At 71.1% G+C, this 14,443-nt stretch carries 18 protein-coding genes; 16 read left to right on the forward strand and 2 right to left on the reverse strand.

Translation table 11 applies throughout. The annotated features are described in order from the left end of the window. The first annotated feature begins 275 nt into the window (after positions 1-275). The 10 genes from phnD (at position 276) to AMR74_RS02535 (ending at position 7,651) form a co-directional block, all read left to right on the forward strand. Positions 276-1,298, forward strand: a complete 1,023-nt coding sequence (gene phnD, locus AMR74_RS02490) for a phosphate/phosphite/phosphonate ABC transporter substrate-binding protein (RefSeq protein WP_053770980.1) — start codon at positions 276-278, stop codon at positions 1,296-1,298. Continuing rightward, the gene (phnC, locus tag AMR74_RS02495) at positions 1,299-2,129 is read left to right on the forward strand and encodes a phosphonate ABC transporter ATP-binding protein (RefSeq protein ID WP_053770481.1); all 831 of its coding nucleotides are present in this window, start codon (positions 1,299-1,301) and stop codon (positions 2,127-2,129) included. Further along, the gene (phnE, locus tag AMR74_RS02500) at positions 2,130-2,930 is read left to right on the forward strand and encodes a phosphonate ABC transporter, permease protein PhnE (RefSeq protein ID WP_053770482.1); all 801 of its coding nucleotides are present in this window, start codon (positions 2,130-2,132) and stop codon (positions 2,928-2,930) included. Beyond that, positions 2,930-3,724 (forward strand): phosphonate ABC transporter, permease protein PhnE, encoded by a 795-nt coding sequence (gene phnE / locus AMR74_RS02505; protein WP_053770483.1) that lies wholly within the window; start codon positions 2,930-2,932, stop codon positions 3,722-3,724. Before phnE (AMR74_RS02500) ends, phnE (AMR74_RS02505) begins: the two co-directional genes overlap by 1 nt. Continuing rightward, the gene (locus AMR74_RS02510; protein WP_053770484.1) at positions 3,721-4,488 is read left to right on the forward strand and encodes an HAD family hydrolase; all 768 of its coding nucleotides are present in this window, start codon (positions 3,721-3,723) and stop codon (positions 4,486-4,488) included. Before phnE (AMR74_RS02505) ends, AMR74_RS02510 begins: the two co-directional genes overlap by 4 nt. An 83-nt stretch (positions 4,489-4,571) precedes the next feature. Then, complete coding sequence (locus tag AMR74_RS02515) at positions 4,572-5,720, forward strand: mechanosensitive ion channel family protein (protein ID WP_053770485.1); 1,149 nt, start codon at positions 4,572-4,574, stop codon at positions 5,718-5,720. A gap of 157 nt (positions 5,721-5,877) precedes the next feature. Then, positions 5,878-6,252 (forward strand): HesB/IscA family protein, encoded by a 375-nt coding sequence (locus AMR74_RS02520; RefSeq protein ID WP_053770486.1) that lies wholly within the window; start codon positions 5,878-5,880, stop codon positions 6,250-6,252. Between the two features lie 75 nt (positions 6,253-6,327). Continuing rightward, entirely contained in the window at positions 6,328-6,573 is a 246-nt protein-coding gene (locus tag AMR74_RS02525) for a DUF5816 domain-containing protein (RefSeq protein ID WP_053770487.1), read from the forward strand. 212 nt (positions 6,574-6,785) lie between these two features. Next, positions 6,786-7,124 carry a DUF7116 family protein gene (locus tag AMR74_RS02530; RefSeq protein ID WP_053770488.1) on the forward strand — a complete coding sequence of 113 codons (339 nt, stop codon included), beginning with the start codon at positions 6,786-6,788 and terminating at the stop codon, positions 7,122-7,124. Between the two features lie 92 nt (positions 7,125-7,216). Then, positions 7,217-7,651: a pyridoxamine 5'-phosphate oxidase family protein gene (locus AMR74_RS02535; protein ID WP_053770489.1), complete on the forward strand. Its 435-nt coding sequence runs from the start codon at positions 7,217-7,219 to the stop codon at positions 7,649-7,651. A 61-nt stretch (positions 7,652-7,712) separates the two neighbouring features. Here the strand turns inward: AMR74_RS02535 and AMR74_RS17055 are convergent, their stop codons facing one another. Beyond that, positions 7,713-8,348 (reverse strand): IS6 family transposase, encoded by a 636-nt coding sequence (locus AMR74_RS17055; protein WP_077152242.1) that lies wholly within the window; start codon positions 8,346-8,348, stop codon positions 7,713-7,715. A gap of 104 nt (positions 8,349-8,452) precedes the next feature. Here AMR74_RS17055 and AMR74_RS02540 point away from each other — a divergent pair, with 104 nt between their 5' ends. The 5 genes from AMR74_RS02540 (at position 8,453) to AMR74_RS02560 (ending at position 13,064) form a co-directional block, all read left to right on the forward strand. After that, positions 8,453-8,653 (forward strand): dodecin, encoded by a 201-nt coding sequence (locus AMR74_RS02540; protein WP_053770490.1) that lies wholly within the window; start codon positions 8,453-8,455, stop codon positions 8,651-8,653. Between the two features lie 351 nt (positions 8,654-9,004). Next, a complete protein-coding gene (locus AMR74_RS02545; RefSeq protein WP_053770491.1) occupies positions 9,005-10,222 on the forward strand; it encodes a serine-tRNA(Ala) deacylase AlaX in 1,218 nt (405 codons plus the stop codon). Then, positions 10,219-11,223 (forward strand): AIR synthase-related protein, encoded by a 1,005-nt coding sequence (locus AMR74_RS02550; RefSeq protein WP_053770981.1) that lies wholly within the window; start codon positions 10,219-10,221, stop codon positions 11,221-11,223. Before AMR74_RS02545 ends, AMR74_RS02550 begins: the two co-directional genes overlap by 4 nt. 84 nt (positions 11,224-11,307) lie before the next feature. After that, complete coding sequence (locus AMR74_RS02555) at positions 11,308-12,480, forward strand: acyl-CoA dehydrogenase family protein (protein WP_053770492.1); 1,173 nt, start codon at positions 11,308-11,310, stop codon at positions 12,478-12,480. Continuing rightward, positions 12,477-13,064, forward strand: coding sequence for an HAD family hydrolase (locus AMR74_RS02560; RefSeq protein ID WP_053770493.1), 588 nt, complete (start codon positions 12,477-12,479; stop codon positions 13,062-13,064). Before AMR74_RS02555 ends, AMR74_RS02560 begins: the two co-directional genes overlap by 4 nt. Positions 13,065-13,109: 45 nt before the next feature. Here the strand turns inward: AMR74_RS02560 and AMR74_RS02565 are convergent, their stop codons facing one another. After that, positions 13,110-13,487: a DUF5822 domain-containing protein gene (locus AMR74_RS02565; RefSeq protein ID WP_053770494.1), complete on the reverse strand. Its 378-nt coding sequence runs from the start codon at positions 13,485-13,487 to the stop codon at positions 13,110-13,112. Positions 13,488-13,621: 134 nt separating this feature from the next. Here AMR74_RS02565 and panB point away from each other — a divergent pair, with 134 nt between their 5' ends. Beyond that, entirely contained in the window at positions 13,622-14,428 is an 807-nt protein-coding gene (panB, locus tag AMR74_RS02570) for a 3-methyl-2-oxobutanoate hydroxymethyltransferase (protein ID WP_053770495.1), read from the forward strand. The last annotated feature ends 15 nt before the right edge of the window (positions 14,429-14,443 follow it).

The raw sequence follows: 14,443 nt of genomic DNA on the forward strand, positions 1-14,443 counted from the left end.
ACATTCGGCTCATAGCAGCCTTCTTACCCGCTAGGACGCCTGTTCGAGCCGTAATGGTGGACGACACCGACGGACGACGGGAATCGAACTCGCGGCGGAAGTTCCTCATCGCGGGCGGCGCGGCCGCGCTGAGCGGTCTGGCGGGCTGCTCCGGCGCGTCGAGTTCGGGCGGCGACGGCTCGGACGGCGCCGACGGGAGCGGCGGCGGTTCGAGTGGCAGCGGAGGCGACGGGAGCGACGGGAGCGACGGGGGCGACGGCGAGTCCGGCGACCCGATGCTGGCCGACGCGAGCGAGTTCGACCCCGCGGAACCGGCCTGGGACGAGCACAACTACCTGTCGACGGCGCTGGTCGACGCGGGCTACCAGCGCGGGTCGACGACCGACCTCGAGAACATGCGGAACCGGGAGGTCGAGGAGGTGCCGCACGGGGAACCCGTGCGCGAGACGCCCGACGACGAGAGCGAACTCCTCGACCCCGACACGCTGGTGTTCACCGAGAGCCCGAGCGAGGACGTCCAGGGGCGGTTCGAGGAGGACTTCCAGGCGGTCTTCGACCGCATCGAGGAGGAGACCGGCAAGCCGGTCGAGTTCAGCAAGGTCGACAGTTACGCGGCGTCAGTCGAGGCGATGCGCTCGGAGCGCGCCCACATCGCGAACTTCTCGACCGGCACGACCGCGTTCGCGGTCAACCTCGGCGGCGCGGTCCCGTTCGCGGTCGGGCTCACCCCCGAGGAGGAGTTCGGCTACCGGTTGTTCGCCACCACCCGCGCCGACGCCGACGACATCCAGAGCGTCGAGGACTTCGCCCGCGACGACGTGAAAATCGGCCACTCCGAGCCCGCCTCGAACTCCGGGCACCAGGCCCCCTCGGCCCTCTTCGACCAGTACTTCGACGTGACCGCCGAAGAGGACTACGAGGTCAACTTCTCGGGCGGCCACGGCAACACCACGCGCGGCATCGCCGCCGGCGACTACGACGCCGGCCCGATCTGTTCGACGTGTATGGTCGACACCGTCGAGGCCCAGAGCGACCTCAGCTTCGACGACTTCAAAGTGGTGTGGGCGTCGGCGCCGTTCCCGAGCGGCCCCGTCGCGTACCGCTACAACCTCAAGCCGGAGATCCAGGAGGGAATCGAGCGCGCGTACCTCGAGTCCGACTTCTCGGGGACGGCCTACCAGGAGCGGACGGGGTACAACAAGTTCGTCCCGATCGACTACAGGACGGTCTGGAAGGACATCATGATCATCCAGCGGTACAACGGCGTCGAGTACGAGCGGAGCGCGCTCGGGTCGTAGATGCTGCGAGTCACCGACCTCCGGAAGACGTACCCCACCGGCGACGAGGCGCTACAGGGCGTCACGATGTCGGTCGAGGGCAGCGAGACCGTCGCGATGATCGGCCCCAGCGGGGCCGGCAAGTCGACGTTCATCCGGTGTGTCAACCGGCTAACCGAGCCGAGCGGCGGCCAGGTCTACCTCGACGAGACGGAGCTGACCGGGCTCGGTGACGACGCGCTGCGGTCGGCCCGTCGCGACATCGGCATGATCTTCCAGGAGTACAACCTCGTCGAGCGGCTGACCGTGATGGAGAACGTCCTCACCGGGCGATTAGGGTACGTCTCCGCGTGGCAGGCGTTCCGGCGGTCGTTCCCCCCCGAGGACATCGAGCGGGCGTACCAGATCCTCGACCGCGTCGGGCTGGCCGACATGGAGAACAAACGCGTCGACGAGCTCTCGGGCGGCCAGCGCCAGCGGGTCGGCATCGCGCGGGCGGTGATCCAGCAGCCGAAGATCCTGCTGGTCGACGAACCGACGTCGAGCCTGGACCCTGAGACCTCGGACACGGTGATGCGACTGCTGACCGACATCGCCGCAGAGCGCGAGGTCCCGGTGTTGATCAACATCCACGAGGTCGACCTCGCGATGGAGCACGCCGACCGGATCGTCGGGCTCCACGACGGCGAGCTCGTGTTCGAGGGCCCGCCCTCGGAGCTCGACCAGCGCGGGCTCGACCAGGTGTACCGGGGCGCGGCGGTGCCCGAAAACACCGACGGCGAGAAGCCGCGGTCGCGGTCCGACGGCGACGCCCTGTCGAACGCGGACCGACCGCTCGCGGGGGAGCCCTGAATGGCCGCCGGCAACCGGACCTGGGAGCGGCCGACCGCCTTCCCGCGACGCGGGGTCAAGTGGGCGGTGTACGCCGGGATCGTCGGGTTCTTCCTCTGGTCCGGCGTCGGGGTCGGCGCCGATCCGGCGCGGATCGCGCAGGGGCTCGGGAGCGCCGGCTCGCTCGTCGGGGACTTCCTCCCGCCCTCGGCGACCCCGCGACAGGCCCAGCGGATCCTCGACAAGATGCTCGAGAGCGTCGCGATGGCGATGGTGTCGACGCTCACCGGCATCGTGCTGAGCGTCCCGATAGCGTTCATGGCCGCGGAGAACCTCTCGCCGAAGCCGCTGTACGCGATCAACAGGGGGTTCATCTCCGTCTCCCGGGCGTTCAACGCGATCATCGTCGGCATCATCGCGGTCAAGGCCATCGGGTTCGGACCGCTCGCGGGCATCCTCACGATCACGTTCAAGACGGTCGGCTTCTTCTCGAAGCTCCTCGCCGAGGACCTCGAAGACATCGACATGGGGTCGGTCGACGCGGTCCGGGCGTCCGGCGCCTCGCCGATCCAGACGCTCCTCTACGGGGTCGTCCCGCAGATCATCCCGCGGTTCGCCGGGCTCTCCGTGTATCGGTGGGACATCAACATCCGGACCTCGACGATCATCGGCATCGTCGGGGCCGGCGGGATCGGGTCGGTGCTGCTGACCGCGTTCAACCGGTACGACTACCAGTACGTCACGGCCATCCTGCTCGCGATCATCGCGGTCGTCCTCGTGGCCGAGGGCGTCAGCGCGGTCGTGCGACGGAGGTACAACTGATGGCGGTCGAGCAACCGAGCTGGGACCGGTTCGACCGGCGGCGACGGATCACCCGGTTCGTCCTCCTCCTCGCCGCCGCCGTCTCCGTGATCGCCTCCTGGCAGTTCATGGACACCGGCGTCGTCAGGCCGGAGACGATCCCGCGGGAGGTCGGCGACCTCCTGACCCGGATGTACCCGCCGGACGTGGCGTACACCACGCGGATCGTCCAACCGCTGATCGAGACGGTCCAGATCGCCGCGCTGGGGACGCTCGGCGCCCTAGTGCTCGCGATTCCGGTGGCGCTGCTCGCCGCCGAGAACACCACGCCGAACGGCGCGACCTTCTGGCTCGGGAAGCTCATCGTGACGGTGAGTCGGTCGGTCAACACCATCATCTGGGCGCTGTTTTTCGTCGTGCTGTTCGGGTCGGGACCGCTCGCCGGCGCCGTCGCCATCGTGTTCCGCTCGGTCGGCTTCCTCGGGAAGCTGCTCGGCGAGGAGATCGAAGAGATCGACTTCGGGCAGGTCGAGGCGGTGCGGGCGTCCGGCGCGTCGCAGGCGCAGGTGCTGCTCTACGGCATCCTCCCGCAGGTCAAGCCCGCGCTCGTCGGGCTGTCGATCTACCGGTGGGACATCAACATCCGCGACTCGACGGTGCTCGGCTTCGTCGGCGCGGGCGGTATCGGCGTCGAGCTGTTCCGCGCGGTCAACGCCTTCGCGTGGCAGTCGGTCGCGATGGTGCTGATCGTCATCCTCGGGGTCGTGGTCGTCACCGAGAGCCTGTCGGCGTACACTCGGGGGCTGGTCCGATGAGCCCGCCCCGACCGGACGGCTACGAGACGGTCCTGTTCGACATGGACGGCGTCGTTCTCGAGGGTCGCGAGACCGCCCCGGCGGTCCGCTCGCGCGCCCTCGACGACGTGCTCGCCGACCGGGACGTGACCGTTTCCCCGGCGCGCCGCGAGTCGCTGGCGCGCCCCGCCTACGACGACGCGTTCCGCGCGGCCTGCGAGGGGCTCGGCCTCGACCCCGCGCGCCTCTTCCGAGAGCGCGAGGAGCGGAGCGCGACGCGCGCCGTCGAGCGGCTGGCGGCCGGGATGCGACGGCTCCACCGGGACGTGACGGTCTTCGACGCGCTGGCCGACCGCGCGACGCTCGGCCTGGTGAGCAACAACTACCACCCGACCGTCGAGTTCGTCGTCGACCACTTCCGGCTCGACGAGTTCGCGTTCGTCCGCGGCCGCGACCCCGGTCCCGACGGCTACGGGCGTCGGAAGCCCGACCCGCACTACCTCAACGAGGCCCTCGACGCCCTCGACGCGACCGACGCGATCTACGTCGGCGACCGGGCGACCGACGTGATCGCCGCCGACCGGGCCGGGATCGACAGCGCGTTCCTGCGGCGCGACCACAACGCGGACCGCGACCCCGACGTCGAGCCGACCGTGGAGATCGAGAGCCTCCGCGAGCTGCTCGCCCTCGCTGGCGGCTCGTCCTCCGACCCGTCCGCGGCGCCGTCGGATCCCTCCGCCGACTCGCCGAACTCGGACGCGGACCGCGGTCGCCCGTCGGAATAGGGTCGCGCCGCCCCGGTCGCCGCACCCCCGGACCGGCGCGTCCCCCCAGCAACGGTTATCACCCGTCACCGCGTCTCGGAGGCATGATACCGTCGCTCGGGACGCTGTTCGAGGGGTTCACGGCGGTGGAGGCGACGGTCGCCGTTCTCCTCGTATCGCTCGTCGCCGCCCTGGGGATGGAGTTCGTCGTCCTCCGCGTCGCCCGGCGGTACGTCTCGGCGACGGACACCGGCTACGACGACATCGTCATCGCCTCGCTGCGGGCGCCGCTCGTCGTCACCGCGGCGCTCGCGGGGGTGTTCGTGCTCACGCAGGTCCCCGCGGTGCGCGCCTCGGTGCTCGTGGAGCCGCAGTTGCTCGACGCCGTCTTCGGGCGCCCGTCGCTGTCGGTGATCGTCCTCGTCTGGGCGTACGCGGCCAACGCGGTCGTGAACCGGGTCGTCGCCGCGGTCAACGCGGAGGGCGGGCGGTTCGACTTCGCGCCCGTCTTCTCGAACGTCTGGACGCTCGCGGTGCTGGTCGGGAGCGTCGGCACCCTGCTGTGGCTGTGGGGCATCGAGATCACGCCGCTGCTCGGCGCCGCGGGCGTCGCCGGCATCGCCGTCGGCTTCGCGGCGAAGGACACGGTGGCGAACTTCTTCGGCGGGATCGCGCTGTACTTCGACGACACGTACAAGATCGGCGACTACATCGTCTTAGACGACGGCACCGCCGGGACCGTGATCAAGGTCGGCGTGCGCTCGACGACGCTGCTCACCCGCGACGAGGTGCTGGTGACGGTGCCGAACGCGGCGCTCAACGCCGCGAAGGTGACGAACGAGTCGGCGCCGCAGCGCCGCCGCCGCGTGCGGGTCCCGATCGGCGTCGCCTACGGGACCGACGTGGACGCCTTCGAGGCGCTGGCGATCGAGGTCGTGGAGGCGGAGCCGCTCGTCCTCGACTCCCCGAAGCCGCGGGCGCGGTTCCGCTCGTTCGGGGACTCGGCGCTCCAGTACGAGATCCTCTGCTGGGTGAACGGTCCGACGCGGCGCCGCCGCGCGCAGCACGAGCTCAACCGCGCGCTGTACGTGGCGCTCGGCGAGGCGGGGGTCGAGATCCCGTACCCGAAGCGGGACGTGACGATCGCGGGGGCCCCCGGAGCGGAGCCGTCGGGCGCCGGGACGGAGCGGGCGCCCGCGTCGCCGACGCCCGAGGCGGAGCCGGCCGAGCGACGGGCCGGCGACGGCGACTGAGCGTCGGGTCGCGGCGACGGCGACTGAGCGTCGGGTCGCGGCGACGGCGACTGAGCGACGGGTCGCGGCGACGGGGCCGGCGAACGTAACCGTCAGTGACAACGGGCCACGGGATTCCGCCGGCAGGGTTTTGACCGTGCGAACGGAACCGGGCTCTATGAGTACCGAACCGGCCGACACCGGGACCGAGGGGAACGACCCGGCGATCGAGGTGACCTCGGACGCCGCCGAGGAGGCGCTCTCGCTGCTCGAAGGCGAGGGACTCGACACCGACGTCGCCGGGCTGCGGCTGTTCGTCCAGCAGGGCGGCTGCGCGGGGCTGTCGTACGGGATGCGCTTCGACACGGAGCCGGAGGACGACGACCTCGTCGTGGAGCACCACGGCCTCCGGGTGTTCGTCGACCCCGCGAGCAAGAACTACATCGGCGGGAGCACGCTCGACTACGAGCACGGCCTCCAGGCCGCCGGCTTCGAGGTCGAGAACCCGAACGTCGTCTCCGAGTGCGGGTGCGGCGAGTCGTTCCGGACGTAGCGCGCGCTTCGATTCCCCGTTCCTCACCGTCTCGCGAGTCCCCCGCTTAAGTCGCTCCGCCGGGTAGCGGGAGCCATGACCCTGGAAGCGACGACGACGCCGAGCGGCGAGCGGGTGTACACCGACCGGTCGCGGACCGAGCGCGGCGCGGACGGGCCCTTCTACCCCGTGTTCGCGGACGAGGCGGGCGAGTCCCGCTGGGGGTTCCGCTGCGGCAACTGCGGGTCGTTCGACACCGCGATGGACACGATGGGCCGGATCCAGTGTACCGAGTGCGGTAACCTCCGGAAGCCGGACCAGTGGGACGCGGCCCACGAGTGAGGCGGGGGCGGGCGGGTCGCCGTCAGCGGACGGGGGCGGGTCGCCGTTAGCGGCCGCGGGTTCCCCGGTCGACGGCCGTCTCCGGCGGAGCGGTCGGCTCCGGCGCTGGGCCGCGTTCGGGGCTCTCCGGACCGCTGCGGGGGGTGCGCCCGATTCTCTGAGCTCGAAATCGTGAGAAGGTTTATCACGGATGGTGCCGAACTTCGACGTAGATGGCCACTGCGAGCATCCCCCCGACGACCGAGGCCAGAGACGTCTTCCGCGAACTGGGATACACCGTCTCCGACGGCGGACGCGAGTTCGTCGCGGAACGCAAGTGGCGGCGCGTGTTCGTGACGGTGCTCTGTCTCGACGACGACGACCTCGACCCGTATCTCGCAGACGGGGACGACGCGGCGCGACTCCGGTGTTTCGTCACGTGGCGCGACCGCGCGGCCGACCTCCAGGAACGGCTCGTCGCCGCGAAGCCCCCCTACGACTGGGCGGTGATCGGCATCGACCGCGACGGCGAGGACTTCGCGGTGATGGAGGGCGCGCCCGGAAGCCCGTAGCCGCGCGCGACCGCCGTGCCGACGACGCTCTCCGCCTCCCGGCCGGCCCGCCCCGGAGGTGTCTATTTGCGACCCCGCCGCGTACGGGTCGCATGGAGCACGTCGAGTACGTCTACACCAGCGGCATGTCCGAGTCCGACGTCGAGGCCCGCCTCCGGGCCGGCGAACACGGCGTCCTGGCGCTGGCGAGCGACGGCGACGCGTACGCCACGCCGCTGAGCTACCACTACGACGGCGACCGCCTCCTCCTCCGCGTGAGCGACCACGACGGCGACGGCGAGAAGGGGCGCTTCCTCGCGGCGACCGACACCGCCACGTTCGTCTGCTACGCGGCGTCGACGGACGAGTCGTGGAGCGTCCACGTCCGCGGACCGGTCTCGCGGTCCGAGCGACGGGTCGACGAGGCGACGCTCAACGAGTGGTTTCAGCCCTTCCGCCTCTTCGACGAGGCGGTCGAAGACGTCGCGTTCACCCTCTACGAACTGGAGATGGAGACCGTCATCGGCCGCGCGACCGTGGACGGGTAGTCGGCGAGCCGGCGGGAAGGCCCCGGGCTCGCGCCCGACACGGCCGCCGCGACCCTCGTGTTCAGATAAGCTGATTCCATGCGAAAGCGAACGATTTTAGCCACTCGTCAGCAGTTTCTGCTTTGGCGTTGCTAAAACAGTTTGAGAAGCTGGTAGTTCTGCGTTTTACCTCACGAAAGACACGTTCAACGCTATTCCGATTTCCATGTCGTTCGTATCTGAAATCGAGGCTATGTTTTTCACATGCTCGATGAAGTGGAACCGCACCATCAATGAGAAATATCGCGTCATCCACGTGGTGCTTTTCACGGAGTTCTGCGAAAAACTGATCTGCGATCACGTTTGTTCTTGTCGGCTCAAGCTTTGTGTGGAGTAAATCGTTTGAGTCAGGATCGACGGCAGCGTACAGCCAATATTGTTCATCGTCAAGCTGAATCACGGTTTCATCGACCGCAACGTGATTCGGGCTCCGACCAGATTCCGGCTGTAGATCGGCCTTGTGAACCCAGTTGTGAACAGTGGATCGAACCCGATCAACACCGAATACCTCAAGAAACAAAACAGTATTCGAGAGAGACAATCCAGACAAATGTAGCTGAATACTGAGCTTCATCAACAGTTTCGGTGTTGCTTCTCGCTCCACAAACTCTAAGTTGATCTCGTCTAAACAGCCGCCGAGGCGGTCGTTTTCGGGCATAGACACTTTGAAAACGCACCGCCTCACCTTTCAATCCTTATCTGAACACCGCCGCCGCGACGACGCGTATTTTTATTTCCCCGTGTGCCCTACCAGCACGCGACATGGTGTTCAAGAAGATCACGTTGATCGGGACGAGCGAGGAGAGCTTCGACGCCGCGGCCGACGACGCAATCGACCGCGCCGAGGACACCCTCGACAACGTCTACTGGGTGGAGGTCGAAGAGTTCGGGGTGGAGCTGAAGGGCGCGGCCGACCGCGAGTACCAGGCCGAGGTCGAGGTCGCGTTCGAACTGGAGGGCTGAGGGGAGACGCGGTCTTACGATTTATAACTGATCGTGAGCCGTAGCCGGGCCTCCGTACGAACGAAGGGCATGGATAGGGCCGGAGGCCGCCGCCGCGCTCGCCGCTCACGTATCACGTCGTCTGTGGCGCCCTCGCGACTGCCCCTTCGAGTCCCGCCCCCGTACCGCACAGCACCTCACGCCTCCCCAGCCTCGTCGCCGGCGGCCGCGCCGCCGGCTGCCAGAGGCGCGTCGCGCCTCGCTGCCGCCGGTGGCGGCCGCTCGTAGGCACGCGCCGCCGCACCGCCTCGTTCACTTATAAGCAATTCCTCGGCGGCCACCTATTTATCCGACCGCCCCCACGACCCGGCAATGACCGCGTCACGCGCGCCGGCCGAGCCGACGGTCCGGGAGTTCGAAGCGACGGTCGAGTCCGTCGACGGCCGCGAGGTCGTCCTCGACGAGACGTACTTCTACCCGGCGTCGGGCGGCCAGCCGGCAGACAGGGGAACGCTCGACGGCCACCTCGTCGACGACGTGGTCGAGCGGGACGGAGCGGTCGTCCACGCGCTCGACCCCGACGCGGACGCCGCCCTCGCGCCCGGCGACGAGGTCACGGGCCTGATCGACGACGCCTTCCGCACCTACTGCGCCCGAGCGCACACCGCCTCGCACGTGCTGTACGGGGCGGCGCGCCGGGTCGCCGACGACCTCGGCTACGCCGGGTTCGACATCTCCGAGACGAAGGTCCGCGTCGACCTGACGACCGCCGAGCCGCTGGGCGACGGCGACCTGATCGAGTTAGAGCGGCTCGCCAACCGCGCCGTCTGGGACTCGCTGCCCGTCTCGTGGGCGACGCACTCGGCCGACGAGGCCCGCGACGTCGACGGCATCGCGTTCAACACCAAGACCGAGGAGGGCGCGATGAGCGGCGGCGACGCGGTCCGGGTCGTGACGGTCGGCGAGGCCGACGACCCGTGGGACGTCGCCGCCTGCGGCGGCACGCACGTCGCGAACACGTCGGAGATCGGGCCGATCGCGGTGCTGGAGCGGTCGAACCCCGGCGAGGGCGTGACCCGCGTCGAGTTCGCGGTCGGGCCCACGGCGATAGACGAACTCGGCGCGGTCCACGCCGCCGCGCTCGACGCCGCGACGGCGCTCGACGCGCGTGTCGGCGAGCTCCCCGACGCCGTTTCCCGCCTCCGCGACGAGGCGGACCGGCTGGAGGCGGAGCTCCGAGACGCCCGCGAGGAACTGCTCGCGACGCGCCTGCGCGAGTTCCCGACCGCCGACGTCGGCGGCGCGCGCTGGGCGGTCGGGACCGTCGACGACGCCGACCCGAACGAGCTCCGCGAGCCGGCGACGGCGGCGGTCGCGGCCGACGACCTCGACGCCCTCGCCGCGGTCGGGACCGGCGACGCCCCCTTCGTCGTGGTCGCGGCCGACGGCGACGCGGTCGACGCGGGCGACGCCGTCGGCGCCGTCACCGACGAGTTCGGCGGGGGCGGCGGGGGCGGCCCGACGTTCGCGCAGGGCGGCGGGCTCGACGCCGATCCCGAGGCCGTCGCGGCGTGGCTCCGCGAGCGATGACCGGCAAACTGGGCCCCGAGGCGCTGGCGGCGGCGCTCGCGGCGACCGGCGCCGACGACCCCGCAGTCGCGCAGGGCCCCGCCTACGGCGAGGACGCGGCCGCGATCGACCTGACCGGCGCCGGCGAGACGCTCGTCGTCGCGGCCGACCCCCTCTCGCTGGCCGCGGAGTCGGTCGGGACGCTCGCCGTCCACGTCGCCTGTAACGACGTCGCCGCGAGCGGCGCGGACCCCCGGTGGCTCACGCACACGCTGTTCCTGCCGGACGACGACCCAGACCGGCTTCGGGCGGTCGTCGACCAGGTCGACGCGACGGCGCGCGACCTCGGCTGCGCGGTCGTCGGGGGCCACACCGAGGTGCTCGACGCGCTCGCCCGCCCGCTCTGCGCGATGACGGCGATGGGGACGACGGACCGCTTCGTGTCGAGCGGGGGCGCCGAGCCCGGCGACCGGCTCCTGCTCACGAAGGGCGCGGGGATCGAGGCGACCGCGATCCTCGCGACCGACTTCCGCGAGGCGTGCCGCGAGGCGGGCGTCCCGCCCGCCACGCTCGACGCGGCCGCGGAGTTCCTCGGCGAGGTGAGCGTCGTGTCCGACGCGGCGGCGGTCCGCGACGCCGCGACCGCGCTCCACGACCCGACCGAGGGCGGCGTGGCGACCGCGCTCGTCGAAGCGGCGGCCGCGAGCGAGGCCGTCTTCGCCGTCGACCGCGATTCCGTCCCGGTCCGGCCCGAGACGCGGGCCTGCTGTGACGCGCTCGGCGTCGACCCGCTCGCGACGTTCGGCTCCGGCGCGCTGCTGGCGGCCGTCCCGCCGGAGCGCGTCGACGAGGCGCTCGACGCGCTCGACGCGGCCGGGATCGAGGGGGCCGCGATCGGTCGCGTCGAGTCCCCCGCCGACGAGCCGGCCGCGGGGACCGTCCGGATCGACGGCGAGCCCCTCGCCGAACCGCCGCGAGACGAGCTGTACCCGCTCTGGGAGGCGCGCGACGCGGGGGCGTAGCGGTCGGCGGCGGCCGCCCGCCTCCCACGGCCGGACCCCCCGCCGATCGCGCACCTTTTTCGGTGAGGGACCGAAGTCGGTGACATGACCGGAGCACGCGTCGGATCGGCGCTCACCGACGAGCAGGCGGCCGTCCGCGACCTCGTCGCGGAGTTCGCGGCCGAGGAGGTCCGCCCGACCGCGGCCGAGGCGGACGAGACGGAGACGTTCCCGGAGGAGGTGTGGGACGGGCTCGCGGAGCTGGGCCTGACCGGCCTCACCGTCCCGGAGGAGTACGGCGGCTTCGGCGCCGACGAGACGACCTACGCGGTCGCCAACGAGGCGCTGGCGCACGGGTCGCTCGCGGTCGCCACCGCGCTGTCCGTCCACTGCCTCGCGACCTCCTGTATCGCCGAGTTCGGCACGGAGGCGCAGCGCGAGGCGTGGCTCCCGGAGATGGCGGAGACGGGCCGCCCGGTCGGGATGTTCTGCCTCTCCGAGCCGCACGCGGGGTCGAACCCGGCGCAGATGTCGACGACCGCGACGTACGATCCCGAGGCCGACGAGTACGCGCTGAACGGCGAGAAGCAGTGGATCACGAACGGGAAGCGGGGCGGGGTCGCGGTCGTCTTCGCCAAGGTCGTCGACGACGAGCGCGACTCCGACGACGACGCCGTCACGCAGTTCCTCGTTCCCGCCGACGCCGACGGGTTCGAGGTCGGCAAGAAGGAGGAAAAGCTGGGGCTCCGCGCCTCGGACACGACCGGGATCACCTTCGACGACTGCCGGATCCCCGCCGAGAACCGGCTCACCGAGCCGGGGAAGGGGCTCTCCGCGGCCTTCCGGACGCTCACAGAGGGGCGGATCGGCATCGCGGCGCAGGCGGTCGGCGTCGCGCAGGCCGCGCTCGACGAGGCGAAGTCGTACGCCGAGGAGCGCGAGCAGTTCGACCGCCCGATCGGCGACATTCAGACGATCCGGCACAAGCTCGCGGAGATGTCGACCGACGTGTCGGCCGCGCGGCTGCTCGTCCGCGAGGCCTGCCGGCAGGCGGAGGCGGGCGAGGACTACCGCGTCGCCGCCTCGAAGGCGAAGTACCGCGCGAGCGAGGCCGCGATGTCGGTGACGAACGAGGCGGTCCAGATCCACGGCGGCTACGGCTACACGACCGAGTTCGACGTCGAGCGCCTCTACCGCGACGCGAAGATCACCGAGATATACGAGGGGACGACCGAGATCCAGAAGACGATCATCGCCCGCGGGGTGTTCGGGGAGTGAGCGCGGTCGACTCGCGGCTCGCCGGCTACGACGCGGTCGTCTACGACCTCGACGGCACGCTCGTCGAGCTCGCGGTCGACTGGGACGCGGTCGCGGAGGCGGTCCTCGACGTGTACGCCGAGCGCGCGCTGATCCCTCCGACCGAGGAGCTGTGGGGGTTACTCGGCGCGGCCGACGACTACGGGATCCGGGAGGCCGTCGAGGAGGCGATCGCGCTCCACGAGCGCGCCGGCGCCCGCGAGTCGACCCGGCTCCCGCTCGGCGACCGGCTCGCGGCCGGCGGCCCGGAGGGCGCGGTCGGCTCGCCGCCCAGCGCCGGCGTCTGCTCGCTCAACTGCGAGGAGGCGTGTCGGATCGCGGTCGAGACGCACGGGATCGCCGACGCGATCGCCGGGGACGCCGTCGTCGGCCGCGACACCGTCGGGAGCCACAAGCCGGACCCGGCGTCCCTGCTCGCGGCGATCGACCGGCTCGGCGCCGCCCCGGAGGACGCGCTGTTCGTCGGCGACTCGCGGCGGGACGCGGTCGCCGCCGAGCGGGGCGGCGTCGACTTCGCGTGGGCCGCGGACTTGCTCGCCGAGTAGCGGCACGGATCGTCGCACCGCGGGGCCGGCGCGCGTCGCCCCGACTCACCCAGTCTCGCCGTCGTCATCTCTCTCTTCCGTTTCGCCGTCCTCACTGCCTGCTTCGGGCCCGGCGTCGTCGCCGCCTGCTTCGGGCTCGGTGTCGTCGTCGCCTGCTTCGGGCTCGGCGTCGTCGTCGGCCGATCCGCCGTCGCCGGCGTCGTTCCGCCTCGCGTACACCGCGACGGCGACCGCGGTGACGAACCAGATGGGGGCGCCGACCCGGACCGCGAACGCGGCCCGCGCGCCCCACGACTCCAGCGCGACGGTCGTCGACAGCAGGGCCACGACGGGGGCGCCGACGAGGATGGTGACGACGAACGTCGTCTGCATCACCCACGCGTAGTCGATCCCCTCGTACTCGGCCCGCTCGACTGGTTGCACGCCACGGGCTCGGCGGCGGAGCGGCAAATCGGTGGCGGTCGGTCGGGGCGCCGACGCGTCCGGCGGCGACGGCGCGGCCGACTCGCTGTCCGGTTCCCGACGATTTTAGGGCGGTGCGCGGCCGACTCCGAGGCATGACCACGACGCGGGGACTCCGGGACGCCGAGGATCCGATCACGATGCTCACCGCCTACGACGCCCCGACGGCGGCGATCGTCGACGAGGCCGGGATCGACGTCGTCCTCGTCGGTGACAGCATGGGCAACGCCGCCCTGGGCTACGACTCCACGCTCCCCGTGACGTTCGACGAGGTCGCGAGCCGCACCGCGGCGGTCGCGCGCGCGACCGACGACGCCCTCGTCGTCGCCGACATGCCGTTCCTCTCCTTCGGCGTCGACGAGGCCGAGTCGGTCCGGAACGCCGGCCGCCTGCTGAAGGAGGCGAACGCGGACGCGGTGAAGATCGAGAGCGGCCCCCACACCGTCGAGACGACCCGCCGGATGACCGAGGTCGGGATCCCGGTGATGGCGCACCTCGGCCTGACGCCCCAGCACGTGAACCGGCTCGGCGGCTACACCCGGCAGGGGACCGAGCAGGACGCCGCCGAGGAGATAATCGAGCTGGCGGGCGGGCACGCCGACGCGGGGGCGTTCGCGCTCGTGTTGGAGCACGTCCCCGCGAACCTCGCGGGCGCGGTGACCGAGGCGCTCGACATCCCGACGATCGGCATCGGTGCGGGCTCCGACTGCGACGGGCAGGTGCTCGTGATCAACGACGCGGTCGGCCTCGGCGAGTGGTCGCCGCCGTTCGCGAAGCAGTTCGGCGACGTGCGCGGCGAGATGGTCGGCGCCGTCGAGGCGTACCGGGAGGCCGTGACGAGCGGCGAGTTCCCGGCCGAAGAGCACTCGCACGTCGAGGAGGATCTCGGGGACCTGTACTGAGCCGGCTCGCTCGAC

This window comes from Halorubrum tropicale, from assembly GCF_001280455.1.
In the GTDB taxonomy this organism is placed as follows: Archaea; Halobacteriota; Halobacteria; order Halobacteriales; family Haloferacaceae; genus Halorubrum; species Halorubrum tropicale.

Bases quoted from the DNA above. Each gene is read 5' to 3' on its own strand.
- phnD (WP_053770980.1), top strand. From the start codon at position 276: ATGCTGGCCGACGCGAGCGAGTTCGACCCCGCGGAACCGGCCTGGGAC.
- phnC (WP_053770481.1), top strand. From the start codon at position 1,299: ATGCTGCGAGTCACCGACCTCCGGAAGACGTACCCCACCGGCGACGAG.
- phnE (WP_053770482.1), top strand. From the start codon at position 2,130: ATGGCCGCCGGCAACCGGACCTGGGAGCGGCCGACCGCCTTCCCGCGA.
- phnE (WP_053770483.1), top strand. From the start codon at position 2,930: ATGGCGGTCGAGCAACCGAGCTGGGACCGGTTCGACCGGCGGCGACGG.
- AMR74_RS02510 (WP_053770484.1), top strand. From the start codon at position 3,721: ATGAGCCCGCCCCGACCGGACGGCTACGAGACGGTCCTGTTCGACATG.
- AMR74_RS02515 (WP_053770485.1), top strand. From the start codon at position 4,572: ATGATACCGTCGCTCGGGACGCTGTTCGAGGGGTTCACGGCGGTGGAG.
- AMR74_RS02520 (WP_053770486.1), top strand. From the start codon at position 5,878: ATGAGTACCGAACCGGCCGACACCGGGACCGAGGGGAACGACCCGGCG.
- AMR74_RS02525 (WP_053770487.1), top strand. From the start codon at position 6,328: ATGACCCTGGAAGCGACGACGACGCCGAGCGGCGAGCGGGTGTACACC.
- AMR74_RS02530 (WP_053770488.1), top strand. From the start codon at position 6,786: ATGGCCACTGCGAGCATCCCCCCGACGACCGAGGCCAGAGACGTCTTC.
- AMR74_RS02535 (WP_053770489.1), top strand. From the start codon at position 7,217: ATGGAGCACGTCGAGTACGTCTACACCAGCGGCATGTCCGAGTCCGAC.
- AMR74_RS17055 (WP_077152242.1), bottom strand. From the start codon at position 8,348: ATGCCCGAAAACGACCGCCTCGGCGGCTGTTTAGACGAGATCAACTTA.
- AMR74_RS02540 (WP_053770490.1), top strand. From the start codon at position 8,453: ATGGTGTTCAAGAAGATCACGTTGATCGGGACGAGCGAGGAGAGCTTC.
- AMR74_RS02545 (WP_053770491.1), top strand. From the start codon at position 9,005: ATGACCGCGTCACGCGCGCCGGCCGAGCCGACGGTCCGGGAGTTCGAA.
- AMR74_RS02550 (WP_053770981.1), top strand. From the start codon at position 10,219: ATGACCGGCAAACTGGGCCCCGAGGCGCTGGCGGCGGCGCTCGCGGCG.
- AMR74_RS02555 (WP_053770492.1), top strand. From the start codon at position 11,308: ATGACCGGAGCACGCGTCGGATCGGCGCTCACCGACGAGCAGGCGGCC.
- panB (WP_053770495.1), top strand. From the start codon at position 13,622: ATGACCACGACGCGGGGACTCCGGGACGCCGAGGATCCGATCACGATG.